Source organism: Euzebyella marina (assembly GCF_014855515.1).
Classification (GTDB): Bacteria; Bacteroidota; Bacteroidia; order Flavobacteriales; family Flavobacteriaceae; genus Euzebyella; species Euzebyella marina.
Genome location: NZ_JACYFK010000001.1, coordinates 1,228,020 through 1,245,628 on the forward strand (window position 1 = coordinate 1,228,020; position 17,609 = coordinate 1,245,628).

A 17,609-nucleotide genomic window follows, 5' to 3' on the forward strand; every position below is an offset into this window, starting at 1 on the left:
AATTATATAAAAATGGGAAGTTAAAAGTGATTAAGCCGTTCATAATTTGGTTAACTTGTAATGATCAGCTTCTAAACATTACTTACATGAACAATCGCAGAAAGTTTTTGAAGGATACCGGCCTTTTGTTGGGAGGGCTAAGTATTCTACCTCATCTAAGTTTTAAGCCCCGTTATCAAAAAGATAAGCTGGGTATATGTTTGGTAGGCTTAGGAAATTATAGCGAAAATCTTTTGGCGCCGGCACTGCAATTGACGAAACATTGTGAGTTAAGAGGCATAGTGACAGGTAGCCCGGAGAAGATACCTGTTTGGCAAAAGAGACATGGTATACCCGACAAAAATGTGTACAATTATGAAACCATGCATGCCATTGCCAATAATGATGACATCGATGTAATTTATATAGTGCTACCTACAGGTCTTCATGCTGAATACGCCATTAAGGCGGCCCAAACCGGTAAACACGTTTGGAGTGAAAAGCCAATGGCAAAGACCGTTGCCGAATGTGAGGCTATGATGAAGGCATGCGAAAAGAATAAGGTAAAATTGGCCATTGGCTATCGCATGCAACATGAACCTAATACGCAAACTGTTATAAAATGGGCCGATACAAAACCTTATGGTCAAATAAAAAAGGTTCGGGGCGATGTGGGGTTCAATATTGCAAACCCTGGCAATACCTGGCGAATGGATAAAGAACTGGGCGGTGGGCTAATTTATGACGTAGGGGTTTATGCCATCAATGGGTTGCGCTATATTACGGGAAAAGAACCTATATCGGTAACAGGTCAACATGAGAACAATAGGCCGGAGCTATTTAAAGAGGTGGAAGAGATTACTACCTTTAATCTAGATTTCGGAGGAGGCTTAACCGGTAGCGGCAAAACTTCAGCGGCCGAAAGCGTTAATATTTTAAGGGCCGAATGTGAGAAGGGATGGTATCAATTAGAACCCTTTCAATCATATACCGGAGTCAAGGGTAAAGCTAGCGACGGTACACTTTTGAATACTTATATAGAAAATCAACAGGCGCGCCAAATGGATGATGACGCATTGTCAATCATCAATAACCGCCCCATGATGGTGCCTGGCGAAGAGGGGTTAAAAGATATTGCCATTGTTGAAGCTATTAACAAATCGGCTCAAAAAGGAAGCCCGGTCACCCTTTGAGAATATAATTTGTGTAAAGGCTTTATGATAAGTGCTAAAGCACTCAGATTTATTCGATTGTTTGCGTAATTTTGCGATGATTTTGAGTTGCTAAAAGAAATGACGACAGCAGTTTTCATAACCCCCTTTTTTTTAGATAATTCTTTTCGTGCAGAATGTAGTGTTTTAAAGAAAAAAAAGAAATGCTGCAAAAAGTACAAGAAGAAAGGAAAGACCAATTGTAGGCGTTGCCCAATGCTTTGATATCAATATACAGGTTTTCAAGTCGAAAGTTTCATACCACAAACTATTCTCCGAATTCTTAATTAAATACATTCCTCGAATAGCTTCGGCTAGGGGTTAAAAAAATAGTATTTTTACTATTCCTATGCATGCATAACAAAAACCACGATTCCTATGTACTTGAAAGAATTTGAAATTAGATGGAGCGATTTAGACGCCAATAGACATTTAGCCAATTCAGCCTATTTAAACTATATGAGCCATACCCGAATGGCATTTTTGTTCGAGCTTGGATTTGACCAAAAGACATTGGCTTCACAACAGATAGGTCCGGTGGTTTTCTACGAGCATATGTACTACTTTAAAGAGGCTTTTCCGGGTAGGCCTATTAAGGTTTCTATGGAAATCATGGGAATGAGCGAAGACGCTAAATTCTTTGAATTTCACCATAATTTCTATAATCACAAAGGCGAGCATTTTGCACATTGCGAAATGATGGGCGCTTGGATGGATTTAAACACGCGAAAATTGACCGGTCTTACCAATAATTTTCTGGTATCGTTCAGCGGGGTTGAAAAGGGAGAGGGTTTTCGTGTGTTGACCAAAGAAGATACTCGAAGATTTGCGAAGGTGCCAAAAGATATTAGCATCTAAAACGATTAGTGTTCTACTATTCTCTTGGGCTTCTTACTTGCTAGGTAGACCCCTACAAACACAAAACATGCCGCTACAATTTTCACCGTAGTTAGCCTGTCTTGACCTGTAATTAATGCAAAAAGAATGCCTATCAGTGGCTGCACATAAACAAAGGCGCTCACGGTTGAGGCTTTCAATTGCGTCAATGCAAAAATGTTAAAAAGATAGGTGCAAAAAGTAGTACCAATGATTACAAAGCCTATTCTCCAGACCGCATCGAAATTAAGGGCGCTCCAGTCTGTGGTTGCCAGTTCTTCGTAGCCAAACGGGAGGCAGATAAAAATACCCAAGAAGAAAAGCCATTTCATAAAAGTGAACGGATGGTATTTTTCTATGAGGGTTTTGGCCGTAATAAGATAAGACCCGTATAAGATGGAGTTCATTAAAATCAAAAAATTGCCAAATGGTATATTGGGTGCATCCTGTCTGGTCTCAGAACTAAGTAGAATGAGTCCCAATGCTCCTAAGAAACCGATAGCGATTCCCACTATTTTAAGAGGAAGTACTTTTTCTTTGATCAAAATAGCAGAAAGTAAAACCACGATAATTGGTGTAGTCGTGATAAGAACGGCACTGTTAATGGGCGTTGATAGCGATAATCCTTTAAAAAAGACTAACATGTTAAAGCCCATACCTAAAAGGGCGCAAATGAAAAGACGCAAAAAATCTTTCTTCTCTATTTTTTCTTTTGGCCCCAAAAAAGACATACACCAGAATAAAAAGGCGGCACCGATAACCCTAAGCTCTACCAACGCATAAGCACCCATATAGTGGGGCATTATACCTTTGGCTATGGTGTGGTTAAGTCCATAGATGGTAGTTGCCCCAATAGCGGCCAATATGGCTAACGTTCTTTTGCTCAAGAATGCAATGCTTCTTTGGCCGAGGCCACCGTTTTCTTACTATTGCCAATAAAAATTTGATTGTCTATTAGAATTACAGGTCTTTTAAGAAAGGTGTAATGCTCAAGAATTAGATTTTTATAATCCGATTCGCTTAATTGTTTTTCGTGTAGGCCCTTTTCTCGATATAACCGGGCTCTTTTACTGAACAGAGATTCATATGTGCCTGCAAGTTCATGCATTTGCTCAAGTTGACTATCGGTAATCGATTCGTTTTTAATATCTTGAAGTCCTACTTGGTCAAGAGGTTGCAATTCTTTTAAAATACGTTTACAAGTGTCGCAGGTGCTTAAATGGTAAATTTTCTTCATTTCTCTATGCTCATATTACGACCACAAAGAAACCTAATTCTATGCAATTGTGCTATTTTTACGGCGTACTTTAAATTCAGCACACCTTGAAAAATATACTACACCCTACTCTGGAGAACAGAAAACATTTATATAAGATTTTAACCGAAACTCCGAAAGAGAAATTATTGAAAATTCCGGAGGGCTTTCGTAATAATATTTGGTGGAATATAGCCCATGTAGTCGTGACACAGCAGCTCTTGGCCTATAAACTGAGTGGACTTCAAATGAGAATTCCAGAAGCATTGGTTGATAAGTTCAAAAAAGGTACAGTGCCTGATGGAAAGGCTACCGACGAAGAAATAAAAGAAGTTGGGGCTTTTTTAATCTCTACCATAGAATGGTTGGAAGAAGATTATGAAAACGGACTTTTTGAAAGTTACAATTCGTATACGACCAGCGTAAATGTGACCCTGAACAATATTGACGATGCCCTGGCTTTTAATTTATTTCACGAAGGTTTACACCGCGGAGCGATATTGGCACTTCAAAAATTACTGTAGTTAAGATTTGGTGCGCTTGGTCAAGAAAGGCTCTACTTCTTTAAATGGAAGTGTTACCTCAATAGGGCCGTCTGCATAAGAGGCGACTTCATAAGGGTTATAATGTAGTTTAATGCCTTCGGTGGTGAAGCCAATATTCTCGGGCAGGTAAAACTTATCCCTGTCGAACATTAAGCCAGTGCTGTTAATGGGTTCTTCGGAAGGTATTTGTTCTTGGTCTCTAAACTTTTGTTCGGCAAAACTCTCAAAGTTCTTTCGGTCTTGAAAAAGCTGCCAGTTTTCAAGCTCGACCCCGTTCGATTTGTCAAAGTTCAGGTATCTTTTTGAGCTATATCCGTGGGCACCGCCAGTGAATAGATAAGTGTTGAGTTCAATGGTTATGATAGAATCGTCTTCAAAAGTAACCAGACCGTCGATAGTGGCCTCCCACACCGTGGTTTCTTCGGGGTAAAGTTTTTTTAGGTCCCAATAACCTTGGCTGAAAGTCTTTACCGCATCCTTTATGGTAGTGGCGTCATTTTCATCGTCATAGTTCAAGATTTCGATAATTTCCTCTTGAATGCTATTATTGATGGTTTCACCCACCTTAGACTTCTCAACAGCCTTCGGAATGTTAATAACAACTTCCGGACACTCCGAGCATCGGGTTTCATCTAAAATCAGCGCTTCAAAAACAAGGGTTCTTTCTTCTTGGCAAGCGATAAATAAAAAAGTGAATAAAAGGATGGCGATTTGGGTTCTTTTCATAGCTGTTAAGAAATGGCCTACAAGGCAGGCAGATTGTATGCTAGCAAAGATAACGATACATTTGTAGGGTAAATTATTTAAAATGGATGAAAATAGTTTAAAGTTCAACAGCCGCACCATTCACGGAGGACAAAAGCCTGACAAGGCTTATGGCGCGGTAATGCCACCAATATATCAGACTTCGACCTTTGCGCAGTCGCACCCGGGCGGTCATCAAGGCTATGAGTATTCGCGTAGCGGAAACCCTACAAGAAGTGCTCTTGAAAATTCATTGGCAAGTATCGAAAACGGTAACTATGGTCTTGCCTTTGCAAGTGGTTTGGCAGCGATGGATGCCGTTATAAAACTTCTAAAACCAGGAGATGAAGTCATCTCTACCAACGATCTCTACGGGGGTAGTTATAGGTTGTTTAAAAAAGTGTTCGAAAAATACGGTATCACTTTTCATTTTGTAGGCATGCAAGATGTCTTGAATATTGAGGCGGCCATTACCCCAAAAACGAAACTGATATGGGTTGAGACACCGACCAACCCAATGATGAATATTATCGATATAAAAAGGGTGGCCAAAATTGCTAAAAAGAACCGTATACTTTTGGCAGTAGATAATACTTTTGCCACCCCCTATCTACAAACACCCTTAGATTTGGGTGCCGATTTGGTCATGCATTCGGCCACCAAATATTTGGGTGGCCATAGCGATGTAGTAGCCGGAGCTTTAGTAGTGAATGACAAAGCACTGGCAGATGAGCTATATTTCATTCAAAATGCCAGTGGTGCCGTTTGCGGACCGATGGATAGCTTTTTGGTTCTAAGGGGTATCAAAACGTTACATGTAAGAATGCAGCGGCATTGTGAAAATGGTGAGGCCATCGCGAATTTCTTGAGAAGCCATTCAAAGATTGAAAAAGTTTTTTGGCCCGGTTTTGAAAACCATCCCAATCACCAGATAGCAAAAGAACAAATGCAAGGCTTCGGCGGAATGATTTCATTTGTCACCAAAGGAAATAACTATGAAGATGCACTGAAAATCGTTAGCAATCTAAAGGTTTTTACTTTGGCCGAATCGTTGGGCGGTGTAGAGAGTTTGGCCGGTCATCCGGCAAGCATGACCCATGCGAGTATACCCAAAGAAGAGCGTGAAAAGAGCGGTGTAGTCGACGCCCTTATTCGTTTAAGTGTCGGAATCGAAGATGTCAACGACCTTATTGCCGACCTAAACCAAGCTATCGAATAGCAGGTTTATTGAATTAATAAAAAAATAATAGTTAAATTATATAAATAGTATAATTTTGCCGTTAAATTTTAAATTCAACAATTCGACCTCGAATTAAGGCAGGTCAATTATATATCTTTTAAAATATATGGAAGCAAAAATAAAAGCATTTATGGATGAGGTGAAGGCCCGTAATGGCCATGAACCAGAATTCATTCAAGCGGTACAAGAAGTTGCCGAAACGGTCATACCTTATATCGCCCAGCACGAAATCTATAATGGTAAGAACATTCTACTTAGAATGGTCGAGCCTGAAAGATTGATTTCTTTTAGGGTGGCATGGGTCGACGATTCTGGCGAGATACATGTGAACCGTGGTTATAGAATTCAAATGAATTCTGCGATAGGGCCTTACAAAGGAGGTTTGCGATTTCACCCAACGGTAAATGCCAGTATCCTCAAATTTTTGGCGTTTGAACAAGTTTTTAAGAACAGCCTTACCACACTGCCGATGGGAGGTGGAAAAGGAGGTTCTGATTTTGATCCTAAAGGAAAATCAGATGATGAGGTGATGCGTTTCTGTCACGCGTTCATGACCGAACTATGTCGCCATATTGGTCCGAATACAGACGTTCCTGCTGGTGATATTGGTGTAGGTTCTCGTGAAATCGGTTTCCTTTTTGGCATGTACAAGAAAATTAGAAATGAGTTTACGGGGGTTCTTACTGGAAAGGGTCTTTCCTGGGGAGGTTCGAAAATACGTCCGGAAGCCACAGGTTATGGTACGGTATACTTTGCCGAAAATATGATGAAGACCAAAGACGAGAGTTTTGAAGGTAAAACAGTCGTTATCTCCGGTTCGGGTAATGTGGCACAATACGCGGCGGAAAAAGTTCTTCAGTTGGGCGGTAAAGTTATTACCCTATCCGACTCAAGTGGTTATATCTATGATAAAGAGGGGCTTGATAAAGAAAAGCTTGACTTTGTTATGGATTTAAAGAATAATAGAAGAGGAAGAATTTCTGAATACGCAGATAAGTTCAAAGGAGCCGAGTACCATAAGGGAAAAACGCCATGGGAAGTAGCTTGTGACATTGCCTTGCCCTGTGCAACTCAAAATGAGCTTGATGTTGATGATGCGAAGGTTCTGTTGAAAAACGGATGTAAATGTGTAGCCGAAGGCGCCAATATGCCATGTACGGCAGAGGCTGTTCATGCATTTCATGATGCCAAGATATTGTTTGCTCCCGGTAAAGCCTCCAATGCAGGTGGTGTGGCCACTTCCGGGTTGGAAATGTCTCAGAACTCTCTGCGAATCAGTTGGACAAGGGAAGAGGTAGACGAGCGATTAAAAGATATAATGGAAGATATTCACGACTCATGTATTGAGTACGGAATGGAAGAAAACGGGTTTTGCAACTACGTTAAAGGAGCCAATATTGCGGGCTTCGTAAAAGTGGCCGACGCTATGTTGGCACAGGGGGTTATCTAAAACCTTTGTTTTGTTATTTGATTTAGCGAATCGGGAAGCGGAGCGAACAACTCTGTTTCCCGATTTTTGTTTTCTATTGCACTGCAAAACTTATATTTGCGATAATTCCACTTTAAATGCAGGTTCGCACCAAGGCCATAGTTTTATCGGCACTCAAATACGGCGATACAAGTTTAATCGTCAAGGCTTTTACTGCCTCCGAAGGTTTAAAGTCGTATTTGCTAAAGGGAGTTCTTGCCTCTAAAAAGGGAAAGGTAAAGGCGGCTTACTTTCAACCTTTGACACAACTCGAAATTATTGCATACCATAAAAATAAAGGCACTTTAGAAAGTATTCGCGAGACTAAAGTGAGTTATCACTATCAAACTCTGCATGCCGATATAGCGAAAAACGCTATGACTTTGTTCTTGGCCGAAATGCTATCGAACAGTATACATGAAGAAGAGGCCAACCCTTCGCTATTCGAGTTTTTAGAAGCATCGTTGCAATGGTTCGACACCCATGATAGTATAGCCAACTTTCATATTTTTCTGTTGTTGAGATTGACCAAGTATCTTGGTTTTTATCCTGATGCAGATAATATTGATGCTTCTTATTTTGATTTGTTGGAAGGAGAGTTTACCGATACCCCATCTTTGAACCCAATGCTGGCCGATACCAATCTTGATTTCTTTAAGACCTTCTTGGGCATAAATTTTGATGGTATAAAAAGCATCAAAATGAACAAAAAAAACCGCCAAGAACTCTTGAATTCACTTGTTTCATATTACGAACTTCATTTACAAGGGTTTCGTAAGCCAAGGTCTCTTGCTGTGTTGAACGAAGTCTTTAGTTGACATGAACAAGATTTTACCAATCTTATTCTTTATGGTGTTTCAGGTACTAAGCGCTCAACAAATCAAAATTTTGGACGCAGATACCGGAGACCCCATTTCAAATGTAGCCATCTACAATCTAGATCGGTCGAAAACGATCATTTCAGATATCGATGGTATGGCCGATTTAAGTCTTTTTTCTCCTACCGAACGCATAATGTTCAAACATTTGAGCTATCAGATACGAAGAAGTAGCCGATCTCAAATCTGGAAGCAGAACAACCGACTCTATATGTTAATGAAAGCCGAACAACTAGATGAAGTAGTCATGTCGGTATCGAAATGGGAGCAACAGAAAAAAGATGTGCCCAACAAAATTGAAGTTGTAGGTGCCAAAGAAGTACGTTTCACCAACCCGCAAACATCGGCCGATTTATTGGCCAATACAGGAAAGGTTTTTGTTCAGAAAAGCCAATTAGGGGGCGGTAGCCCCATGATTCGGGGTTTTGCCACCAATAGATTGTTGATTTCTGTTGACGGTGTGCGAATGAACAATGCCATTTTTAGGGGTGGAAACTTACAGAATGTTATTTCTATTGACCCTTTTACCATCAAGAATACCGAAATTATTTTTGGCCCAGGGTCCGTGATATATGGTAGTGATGCTATGGGAGGGGTCATGAACTTTTATACACAAAATCCACAACTGGCCACTACTGACAGCCTTGAGATTTCCGGTGAGGCAGCTTACCGATTTTCATCTGCCAATATGGAAAATACTGTTCATGCCGACATCAATCTGGCGAAAAAAAAGTGGGGATTTTTAACCAGTGCGACCTATAACAATTTTGGTGATTTGGTAATGGGTAAGCATGGTCCGCAATCATATCTTCGTAATTACTATGTGGAATCTAGGGGTGAAGAAGATTATAAGGTCTTGAATGAAAACCCAAGAAAGCAGTTGCCCACAGGCTATGACCAAATCAACCTAATGCAAAAAGTTCTTTTTTCCCCGAACAATAATTGGTCGTACAATCTTGGCCTTCATTATTCAGAAACTACCGACTACTCTAGATACGATAGATTGATTCGACCGAATAGTCAAAACAATGGTTTGCGGTCTGCCGAATGGTTTTATGGTCCGCAAAAATGGTTATTGGGCAATCTTCAGGCAAAACAAAGGGGTAGAGGTATCTTTTATGATGGTCTTAAAATTACGGCTGCCTATCAATTTTTTGAGGAAAGCAGAAATGATAGAGGTTTCAATGATGCCATTAGATATACGACCCAAGAAAAGGTAGATGCCATTTCTACCAATATCGATTTCGAGAATAAACGTATCGGAAACTTAAGGCTTTATTATGGAGGGGAATATGTTTACAATAAGATAGGTTCGATAGGCAGTGAATTGAATATCATAACCAATGAAACTTCTGAATCGGCCACTAGATACCCTGATGGTTCAACATGGCAGACCTTGGCAGGTTATATGAATGCTGAGTACAAGGCCAAGCCTAACTTCACACTACTTTCCGGTCTTCGATATAGTCATGTGTGGATAGATGCTATATTTGACAAGACCTTTTATCCCTTTCCTTTTGACGATGCCAATCTTAACAACGGCGCTTTGACAGGAAGTGTTGGTTTCAGCTGGTTTCCTAAAACCGATTTGCAAATCACTCTTAATGGATCCACTGGTTTTAGGGCACCCAATATTAATGATGTAGGTAAAATATTTGACTCCGAGCCTGGTGCGGTGGTAGTGCCGAACCCTGACCTTGAACCTGAATATGCGTACAATATAGAGTTAGGGGCGCATAAAAATTTTAATGATAAGCTTATGCTCAGAGGGGCTGCTTATTATACTTATCTGGTCGACGCTTTGGTGCGAAGAGAGTTTCAATTTGGTGGTCAAAGCCAGATAGACTATAAAGGTGAGCTCAGCCAGGTTCTGGCCATTCAAAATGCTGCAAAAGCTTATGTTTATGGATTGGAAGTAGGATTGGAGGCTTTTCTTGCCAACAACTTTTCAATCGTTTCAAACTTAACATTAACCGAAGGTTTAGAAGAAGAGGAAGATGGTAGCGACTCGCCCGGAAGGCATGTAGCCCCGGCATTCGGCGATTTTCATTTGATCTGGAAGAACCAAAGGTTAAAGGCCGATGTTTTTTTAAATTACAATGGTCGAATTTCTTACGACAATTTGGCGGCTTCAGAACGAAGTAAAGAGTATATCTATGCCGTTGATCATGAGGGAAACCCTTACTCACCATCTTGGCATACCTTGAATTTTAGGTCGCAGTATGCATTTACACAAGAGTTGAAGGCTTCTATGAGCGTAGAAAATATTACGGGGCAACGATACAGACCCTATAGCTCGGGGGTGGTAGCCGCAGGAACAAATCTTGTTTTGGGTCTTGGGTATTCCTTCTAAATAAAAAGCATAAAAAAACCCTCTTTGCAGAGGGTGGTTTTATCAAGTAGGTTTGGTCGAGTTTGGGTTAAGCTTTTTGTAGGTATGAATTCCGATTTGGGTTCGGAATCAATTTTTCGGTCAAGTTCAAGGGGCGATTTGGGGTCAACTCTATCACTTAATTACAATGTAAAACTAGGGCTTGTTTACCTGTTTTCGAAAATATTGTTGTGAATGGGCGCAGTCTTGTGGTGAAAAATATGACCGGTACGTTTTCTTCGATAAAACGCCATGTGCTGTTTGAAAAAATAATAGATGCATAAAAAAAGACCCTTTAAAAAAAGGGTCTTTAGAGATTGTAAAATAAGGCTGTAATTTTAGTTTTCTACCTCCTCTTCAATTTCATCGGCCGCATCATTGGCGGCATTTTTAACGTCATTGGCGGCTTTGCTTGCACCATCTTTGATGTTCTCCCCGGCTTTCTTCGCCTTGTCAGCTGCGTCTTCGCCAATTTCTTTCATCGTTTTACCGGCTTCCTTAACTTCGTCCATAGCTTTGTCACTAGCTTCTTTTATGTCATCTCCAGCTTGTTCCATAGCTTCGCTGGCCTGCTCGGCAGCGCTTTTTGCTTTTTCCTCTGCATCTCTGCAAGAAACCACTGTGGTAGATAGGGCAAGTGCCAAAATTGAACTTAAAACGATTCTTTTCATTTTGTTTGTATTTATGTTAGTTACTAGTTAAAAGATATACGGTTGATGCTCTGGTTTGGATGCCTTTTTTTAACAAATGCCATCATGCTGGTTAAGCTTTTTATTTTTTAAGAGTAACCTGTTGATATCAAGCGTTCAGATTTGTGTTTGGGGACTGATAATTACTTAAAAATGCCTAATTTTGCTGCCTTAAAATAATAGAACTCAAGATAGTTCGCTCAGAAGAAAGGCTTTTATGAAGTTTGCGGAATACAAAGGATTAGACCTGCCAAAGGTCGCAGAAGAGATACTTGATTACTGGAAGAAAGAAGGAATATTCGAAAAGAGTATTTCTACAAGGGAAGGTAAACCAAGTTATGTGTTTTATGAAGGGCCGCCTTCTGCAAACGGAATGCCCGGTATTCACCATGTAATGGCCCGAACAATCAAAGATATTTTTCCGCGCTACAAGACCATGAAAGGTTTTCAGGTGAAACGTAAAGCGGGTTGGGATACCCACGGTCTGCCTATTGAGTTGGGTGTTGAAAAAGAATTGGGCATCACCAAAGAAGATATCGGTAAAAAAATATCGGTTGAGGAGTACAATGCGGCCTGTAAAAAGGCGGTCATGCGCTATACAGACGTATGGAACCGTATGACCGAACAAGTAGGTTATTGGGTCGATATGAACGACCCGTATATTACCTATAAATCTAAATATATGGAGTCTGTTTGGTGGCTTCTAAAACAGATTTATAACAAAGATCTTATTTATAAGGGTTACACCATTCAGCCGTATTCTCCCAAGGCCGGTACTGGGCTAAGTTCGCACGAGCTGAATCAGCCGGGTACTTATCAAGATGTTACCGATACTACAGTTGTTGCGCAATTTAAGGCTGTAGAATCGACCTTGCCTTCTTTTTTGCAAGACGAGGGAGACATCTTTTTCTTGGCATGGACGACCACACCATGGACCTTGCCTTCGAATACCGCATTGACCGTAGGGCCTAAAATAGATTATGTTTTGGTCGAAACCTATAATCAGTACACCTTTGAGCCAATGAACGTGGTAGTGGCCAAAAAATTGGTCGCCAAACAATTTGCCGGAAAGTATTTTGAGGTTGCTTCAAAACCCGAATTGATTGAATACAAGTCAGGAGATAAAAAGATTCCTTTTTATGTGGTCAAAGAGTTTAGGGGTGAAGATTTAGTGGGTATAAAATACGAGCAGCTTCTTGACTATGCACTTCCTTATCAAAACCCTGAAAATGCATTTCGGGTAATAGCAGGTGATTTTGTAACCACTGAAGATGGTACAGGTATAGTTCACACGGCGCCTACCTTTGGTGCAGACGATGCCTTGGTTGCCAAACAGGCAGAGCCTGAAGTTCCACCTTTGTTAGTGCTCGACGAAAACAACAATCCTGTTCCTTTGGTCGATTTACAAGGTAAGTTTAGACCTGAGTTGAAAGAGCTTGGCGGTAAATATGTGAAAAACGAATATTACGATTTAGGTGAAGAGCCCGAAAAATCGGTCGATGTTGAAATTGCTATTCGTTTAAAAGAGGAGAACAAAGCGTTTAAGGTTGAGAAATACGTTCACAGCTACCCCAATTGTTGGAGAACCGATAAGCCTATTTTATATTACCCATTAGATTCGTGGTTCATTAAGATTACCGATGTAAAAGAAAGAATGTTTGAGCTTAATCAAACAATCAATTGGAAACCGAAATCTACTGGTGACGGTCGCTTTGGTAATTGGTTGGCCAATGCCAACGACTGGAACCTTAGTCGATCCAGGTATTGGGGCATACCATTGCCTATATGGAGAACTGAAGACGGCCGAGAGGCCAAAATAATCGGTTCGGTGGCGGAGTTGAAAGAAGAAATGGCAAAGGCTGTAGGTCAAGGTTTGATGCAGAAAGATATATTCGAATCTTTCACGGTTGGTGACATGTCAGACGAGAACTATGAGAAAATAGACCTTCATAAAAATATTGTTGACGGCATCACTTTGGTTTCCGATTCCGGCAAACCAATGAAAAGGGAAAGCGACTTGATAGATGTGTGGTTCGATAGTGGATCAATGCCCTATGCCCAATGGCACTATCCTTTTGAGAATAAAGAACTGATTGATGAAGGTACTACCTATCCAGCCGATTTTATTGCCGAAGGGGTAGACCAGACAAGAGGTTGGTTCTATACCTTGCATGCTATCGCTACCATGGTATTCGATTCGGTAGCGTATAAAAATGTAGTCTCTAACGGACTTGTTTTGGACAAGGATGGCAAGAAGATGTCGAAACGTTTGGGTAATGCCGTAGACCCATTCGATACGATGAACGAACATGGGGCCGATGCCACTCGCTGGTATATGATTTCGAATGCGAACCCATGGGATAATTTGAAATTTGATATCGATGGTATTGTTGAGGTGAAGCGTAAGTTTTTCGGTACGCTTTACAATACGTATTCATTCTTTGCACTTTACGCAAATATTGATTCTTTCGATTATTCGGAGGCAGATATTCCATTAGAGGAGCGCCCTGAAATAGACCGTTGGATCCTTTCTGAACTTCATAGTTTGATTAAGGCGGTTGATGAAGCGTATGCCGATTATGAACCGACAAGAGCTACTAGGGCCATATCTGATTACGTGCAAGAAAACCTAAGTAACTGGTATGTGCGTTTGTGCAGAAGAAGGTTTTGGAAAGGTGAATATCAAAAAGATAAAATCTCGGCTTACCAAACTTTGTATACTTGTTTAGAAACTGTCGCCAAGCTGTCCGCACCTGTGGCACCGTTTTTTATGGACAGGTTGTATAAAGATTTAGTCGCGACTACAAAGACCGAAGATTTTGAAAGTGTTCACTTATCGCAATTTCCTGTTTATGATGAAGCCTTTGTGAACAAAGATTTGGAAAGTAAGATGCAAAAGGCACAGATTATTTCTTCATTGGTTCTGTCGATACGTCAAAAAGAGAAAATTAAGGTACGCCAACCTTTGCAGAAAGTTATGATACCTGTGTTGGACGAAAAGCAGCGCCAAGAAATCAGTGCAGTAGCAGACTTGATCAAGTCGGAAGTAAACGTAAAGGAAATAGAGCTTTTAGATGATGCCTCCGGCGTGTTGATTAAAAAAATTAAACCTAATTTTAAGGTTTTGGGTCCGAAGTTCGGTAAGGATATGAAGAAAATAGCCCAAGCATTTGCTGGGCTTGAACAAAAAGACATCCAGAAAATTGAGCAGGAGGGCGAATTATCACTTGAAATTGATAATAAAATTGTTACATTACAGTTACAAGACGTAGAAATAAGCTCTCAAGATATTGAAGGCTGGTTAGTTGCAAGTGCAGGACCATTGACCGTGGCCCTTGACATAACGATTAACGATAATTTGAGAAGAGAGGGTATAGCCCGTGAACTTGTCAACCGTATTCAGAACCTGAGAAAAGATTCGGGATTTGAAGTTACCGACAGAATTGACATCAAGATATTGAAAGATGGCCATGTCGAAAAAGCGGTTGAAAGTAACTTAAATTATATCAAGACCGAAACATTGACCGCTGAGCTTGATTTTGAAGAGAAACTAGATGAAGGTACCGTAATTACCTTCGATGAGGTGAACACGAAATTATTTATTGAAAAACATTAAAGAGAATGGCACAGGATTTAAAAGTTAGATATTCGGACAAAGATTTGGCCGAGTTCAAAGCATTGATAGAAGAAAAAATAGAAAAGGCCAAAAGCCACTTAGAGCTTTTGAAAAGTTCTTACATGAACGACGGTAACAATGGTACCGATGATACTTCACCAACCTTCAAGGCTTTTGAAGAAGGGTCTGAGACCATGAGTAAAGAGGCTAATACACAATTGGCTATTAGGCAAGAGAAGTTTATTAGAGATTTAAAGAATGCCATTTTGCGTATAGAGAATAAGACGTATGGTATTTGTAGGGTAACAGGTAAGCTCATTGCCAAAGAGAGACTGAAATTGGTGCCACATGCTACTTTGAGTATTGAAGCCAAAAACATGCAGAAGTAAGCCATTCTGTTTATAATATTATAGACCTACAAGAGACTCTCTTGTAGGTCTTTTGGTATATATGAATATGCTAAAGCACCTAGTACTTTTATTATTTCTATGTTCGAATTGTGCATTGGCCCAAAAAGTGGTCAAGAAATCGATAGTCGATAGTCACATCAGTGCAATACATATTGATGTGAACAATTGCTATGAGCTGTCATTGGTAACATCAAAGGAAAATGAGGTAATGGCAGAGGCAATTATTGATGGAGAGTATAAAAAGGATTTAGCACTCAAGCTACATCAAAGCGGTGATACCTATTTTATCAGTGCAGGGTTTCAGCCTCTCTTTCAGAATCCCAACGATAAACTAAGTGCGCATAAGGTAGTTTCAATCAGTTTGAAGTTGATCGTTCCACAGTATTTGAATGTTTCTATTGATGGAGGAAACTGTAACGTAGAGATTAGCGGTGACTATAAGTTGTTAAAAACAACATTAAATGATGGTAGCTGTACCTTACTCGATGTTAAGGAAGAAGTAGATGTGATGACGAACAGTGGTAATATTTATGTACAGGCAACTGCTGCGATTGTAGATGCTGAAACCAAATATGGTAAATTGAATTCTGATGAATTGCCGGCTTCCGACAACCGATACCATCTATCGAGTATTACGGGTAATATCAACATCACGAAAACCGAATAATATACCTACTTTTGCGACTTCAAACTACTATTAAGCCATGGGCCTAAAAAAATCACTAGTACTTATTATAGCGGTCTTGCTAGTTGATCAGATAAGTAAAGTTTATATCAAAACGAATTTCGTTCTTGGTGAATCGATAGAGGTTTTCAGTTGGTTTAAAATACTTTTTATTGAGAATTCAGGTGCGGCTTGGGGCGCAAAATTGAGTGACTTTCTTCCGGTAAGCGAGCCTATCGGAAAGCTGATTCTTACTGTATTCAGGCTTTTTGCCGTGGCTGGTATTGGTTACTGGTTATTTGATACCATTAAAAAGCAAACTTCAAAGGTGTTGATATTGGCCGTGTCGCTCATCTTTGCGGGTGCTTTGGGTAATATTATCGATTCTGTTTTTTACGGCGTAGTCTTTAACGATAGTTATCAGCAGGTGGCAACGGCTTTCAGCGCTGAGCCTTATGGTAGCTTGTTTTATGGTAAGGTAGTAGATATGCTTTATTTCCCTATGATAGATACTACATGGCCAGATTGGGTGCCCGGTCTGGGCGGAAAAGACTTCCGTTTTTTCGAACCAGTGTTTAATATCGCCGATATGGCCATTAGTACAGGGGTCGGCATCTTAATCGTCTTTAATAAGCAAGCCTTTTCTAAAATTGATGAAAAGGAGGAAGATGCCACTGTTGAGGTTCAAACTTCTGAAAAAGAGTAAACTTTCTTAGGGGTAACACAAAAATCTAAAGGAATATCGCTTTCTTCAAAATCGGATATCCTTTCCTCTGCCTCAAATAGTGAAAGACCTATTTTTATTGTGTCTTTGCGGCACTGTGCAAGAAATCTGTCGTAAAAGCCTTTGCCATAACCAACCCGTTGCCCTTGGCCATCAAAAGCCAGTAAAGGAACAAAAACAACATCAATCTTATTGGGTGCTATCTCAATACCATCAACAGGCTCGGGAATGCTCCATTTGCTTTTTTTTAATCGGGTACTGTCCGTCAACAGAAAATGAATCATATTTTCTGAGTCAACCACTTTTGGCAAAACAACGTGTTTATCTTTTCCTTGCAGAATGGATAAAAGAAATGAAGTATCAATTTCTTTTTTTTCCGCAATGGGTAAGAACAGGTGATAGTAATCGGATTTCCAAACGGAAGTAGGCAGTTGAAGTGCACGATTAGCAATGCTCAGACTAGAATTGACTAGAGCATCGTCCGATAAGTTGTTCCTTAAAGCGTTATAGCGAGATCGTAAATCTTTTTTTTGCATTGATTCATGATCAGACTAAGGTAGTATTTGGGGGTCTAGGTTACCTTATTCTTTTACATTCACAAGGTAATAAATCTTGAAAGAAATCATCAAGATTAGGTAAAGACCTAGGGTTATTACATATTTATCCATGCTGGTAATTGATTTTGATACTTTAAAATTAGTTAAAAATAAATTTACATACACTATAAAGTGCAACTTTTTATCGATGAAATGCATTTTTTTGGTCAAGTTTAACTTTTTCTAACCGATAGGGTCAAGAAATTAACAGGTTTGAGCCCTTTCATGAAAGATTTTATGCCTATGACAATTTTTGAGTGTTTTTAGAGAGAATCTATCATTTTGAATTTTTCTTCTATTCAAAATCGTATTTTAAGAGTTATTTGATGAGATTATCGTCATT

16 protein-coding genes are annotated in these 17,609 nt (G+C 39.9%); 11 read left to right on the top strand and 5 right to left on the bottom strand.

Features of this window, described 5'->3' with window-relative positions:
• Positions 1 to 86: 86 nt before the first annotated feature.
• Both IL356_RS04925 and IL356_RS04930 read left to right on the top strand, forming a co-directional pair.
• Positions 87 to 1,172, top strand: a complete 1,086-nt coding sequence (locus IL356_RS04925; protein WP_192466531.1) for a Gfo/Idh/MocA family protein — start codon at positions 87 to 89, stop codon at positions 1,170 to 1,172.
• A 396-nt stretch (positions 1,173 to 1,568) separates the two neighbouring features.
• Positions 1,569 to 2,048 (top strand): acyl-CoA thioesterase, encoded by a 480-nt coding sequence (locus IL356_RS04930; RefSeq protein ID WP_121850525.1) that lies wholly within the window; start codon positions 1,569 to 1,571, stop codon positions 2,046 to 2,048.
• A 5-nt stretch (positions 2,049 to 2,053) separates the two neighbouring features.
• On the opposite strand, the gene IL356_RS04935 is transcribed toward IL356_RS04930, so the two are convergent.
• Together IL356_RS04935 and IL356_RS04940 are read right to left on the bottom strand one after the other, a co-directional pair.
• Entirely contained in the window at positions 2,054 to 2,953 is a 900-nt protein-coding gene (locus tag IL356_RS04935; protein WP_121850524.1) for a DMT family transporter, read from the bottom strand.
• Positions 2,950 to 3,303 carry an arsenate reductase family protein gene (locus IL356_RS04940; protein ID WP_121850523.1) on the bottom strand — a complete coding sequence of 118 codons (354 nt, stop codon included), beginning with the start codon at positions 3,301 to 3,303 and terminating at the stop codon, positions 2,950 to 2,952. The genes IL356_RS04935 and IL356_RS04940 overlap by 4 nt, the downstream gene beginning before the upstream one ends.
• A gap of 86 nt (positions 3,304 to 3,389) precedes the next feature.
• On the opposite strand from IL356_RS04940, the gene IL356_RS04945 reads away from it, so the two are divergent.
• The gene (locus IL356_RS04945) at positions 3,390 to 3,845 is read left to right on the top strand and encodes a DinB family protein (protein ID WP_121850522.1); all 456 of its coding nucleotides are present in this window, start codon (positions 3,390 to 3,392) and stop codon (positions 3,843 to 3,845) included.
• Here the strand turns inward: IL356_RS04945 and IL356_RS04950 are convergent, their stop codons facing one another.
• Positions 3,846 to 4,592, bottom strand: coding sequence for a DUF3298 and DUF4163 domain-containing protein (locus IL356_RS04950; protein WP_121850521.1), 747 nt, complete (start codon positions 4,590 to 4,592; stop codon positions 3,846 to 3,848). It lies immediately after the preceding gene.
• Positions 4,593 to 4,674: 82 nt separating this feature from the next.
• Here IL356_RS04950 and IL356_RS04955 point away from each other — a divergent pair, with 82 nt between their 5' ends.
• The 4 genes from IL356_RS04955 to IL356_RS04970 all read left to right on the top strand — a co-directional run bounded on the left by IL356_RS04955 (position 4,675) and on the right by IL356_RS04970 (position 10,549).
• The gene (locus tag IL356_RS04955; protein ID WP_121850520.1) at positions 4,675 to 5,829 is read left to right on the top strand and encodes a cystathionine gamma-synthase; all 1,155 of its coding nucleotides are present in this window, start codon (positions 4,675 to 4,677) and stop codon (positions 5,827 to 5,829) included.
• A 127-nt stretch (positions 5,830 to 5,956) separates the two neighbouring features.
• Positions 5,957 to 7,300: an NADP-specific glutamate dehydrogenase gene (gene gdhA / locus IL356_RS04960; RefSeq protein ID WP_121850519.1), complete on the top strand. Its 1,344-nt coding sequence runs from the start codon at positions 5,957 to 5,959 to the stop codon at positions 7,298 to 7,300.
• A 116-nt stretch (positions 7,301 to 7,416) separates the two neighbouring features.
• A complete protein-coding gene (gene recO, locus IL356_RS04965) occupies positions 7,417 to 8,136 on the top strand; it encodes a DNA repair protein RecO (RefSeq protein ID WP_121850518.1) in 720 nt (239 codons plus the stop codon).
• Position 8,137: 1 nt separating this feature from the next.
• Positions 8,138 to 10,549 carry a TonB-dependent receptor plug domain-containing protein gene (locus IL356_RS04970; protein ID WP_121850517.1) on the top strand — a complete coding sequence of 804 codons (2,412 nt, stop codon included), beginning with the start codon at positions 8,138 to 8,140 and terminating at the stop codon, positions 10,547 to 10,549.
• Between the two features lie 356 nt (positions 10,550 to 10,905).
• On the opposite strand, the gene IL356_RS04975 is transcribed toward IL356_RS04970, so the two are convergent.
• Complete coding sequence (locus IL356_RS04975) at positions 10,906 to 11,238, bottom strand: hypothetical protein (RefSeq protein WP_121850516.1); 333 nt, start codon at positions 11,236 to 11,238, stop codon at positions 10,906 to 10,908.
• Positions 11,239 to 11,473: 235 nt separating this feature from the next.
• On the opposite strand from IL356_RS04975, the gene ileS reads away from it, so the two are divergent.
• The 4 genes from ileS (at position 11,474) to IL356_RS04995 (ending at position 16,652) form a co-directional block, all read left to right on the top strand.
• Positions 11,474 to 14,872, top strand: coding sequence for an isoleucine--tRNA ligase (ileS, locus tag IL356_RS04980; protein ID WP_121850515.1), 3,399 nt, complete (start codon positions 11,474 to 11,476; stop codon positions 14,870 to 14,872).
• A gap of 5 nt (positions 14,873 to 14,877) precedes the next feature.
• Positions 14,878 to 15,261 carry a TraR/DksA family transcriptional regulator gene (locus tag IL356_RS04985; RefSeq protein WP_121850514.1) on the top strand — a complete coding sequence of 128 codons (384 nt, stop codon included), beginning with the start codon at positions 14,878 to 14,880 and terminating at the stop codon, positions 15,259 to 15,261.
• 67 nt (positions 15,262 to 15,328) lie between these two features.
• Entirely contained in the window at positions 15,329 to 15,949 is a 621-nt protein-coding gene (locus IL356_RS04990; RefSeq protein WP_121850830.1) for a DUF4097 family beta strand repeat-containing protein, read from the top strand.
• 37 nt (positions 15,950 to 15,986) lie between these two features.
• Complete coding sequence (locus IL356_RS04995) at positions 15,987 to 16,652, top strand: lipoprotein signal peptidase (RefSeq protein ID WP_121850513.1); 666 nt, start codon at positions 15,987 to 15,989, stop codon at positions 16,650 to 16,652.
• Here IL356_RS04995 and IL356_RS05000 read toward each other — a convergent pair.
• Positions 16,631 to 17,206 (bottom strand): 5-formyltetrahydrofolate cyclo-ligase, encoded by a 576-nt coding sequence (locus IL356_RS05000; protein ID WP_121850512.1) that lies wholly within the window; start codon positions 17,204 to 17,206, stop codon positions 16,631 to 16,633. The two genes, IL356_RS04995 and IL356_RS05000, sit on opposite strands and share 22 nt — an antisense overlap.
• Positions 17,207 to 17,609: the final 403 nt, after the last annotated feature.

Bases quoted from the DNA above. Each gene is read 5' to 3' on its own strand.
- IL356_RS04975 (WP_121850516.1), bottom strand. From the start codon at position 11,238: ATGAAAAGAATCGTTTTAAGTTCAATTTTGGCACTTGCCCTATCTACC.
- IL356_RS04930 (WP_121850525.1), top strand. From the start codon at position 1,569: ATGTACTTGAAAGAATTTGAAATTAGATGGAGCGATTTAGACGCCAAT.
- ileS (WP_121850515.1), top strand. From the start codon at position 11,474: ATGAAGTTTGCGGAATACAAAGGATTAGACCTGCCAAAGGTCGCAGAA.
- IL356_RS04985 (WP_121850514.1), top strand. From the start codon at position 14,878: ATGGCACAGGATTTAAAAGTTAGATATTCGGACAAAGATTTGGCCGAG.
- IL356_RS05000 (WP_121850512.1), bottom strand. From the start codon at position 17,206: ATGCAAAAAAAAGATTTACGATCTCGCTATAACGCTTTAAGGAACAAC.
- IL356_RS04995 (WP_121850513.1), top strand. From the start codon at position 15,987: ATGGGCCTAAAAAAATCACTAGTACTTATTATAGCGGTCTTGCTAGTT.
- IL356_RS04955 (WP_121850520.1), top strand. From the start codon at position 4,675: ATGGATGAAAATAGTTTAAAGTTCAACAGCCGCACCATTCACGGAGGA.
- IL356_RS04950 (WP_121850521.1), bottom strand. From the start codon at position 4,592: ATGAAAAGAACCCAAATCGCCATCCTTTTATTCACTTTTTTATTTATC.
- IL356_RS04925 (WP_192466531.1), top strand. From the start codon at position 87: ATGAACAATCGCAGAAAGTTTTTGAAGGATACCGGCCTTTTGTTGGGA.
- recO (WP_121850518.1), top strand. From the start codon at position 7,417: ATGCAGGTTCGCACCAAGGCCATAGTTTTATCGGCACTCAAATACGGC.
- IL356_RS04940 (WP_121850523.1), bottom strand. From the start codon at position 3,303: ATGAAGAAAATTTACCATTTAAGCACCTGCGACACTTGTAAACGTATT.
- IL356_RS04970 (WP_121850517.1), top strand. From the start codon at position 8,138: ATGAACAAGATTTTACCAATCTTATTCTTTATGGTGTTTCAGGTACTA.
- gdhA (WP_121850519.1), top strand. From the start codon at position 5,957: ATGGAAGCAAAAATAAAAGCATTTATGGATGAGGTGAAGGCCCGTAAT.
- IL356_RS04990 (WP_121850830.1), top strand. From the start codon at position 15,329: ATGCTAAAGCACCTAGTACTTTTATTATTTCTATGTTCGAATTGTGCA.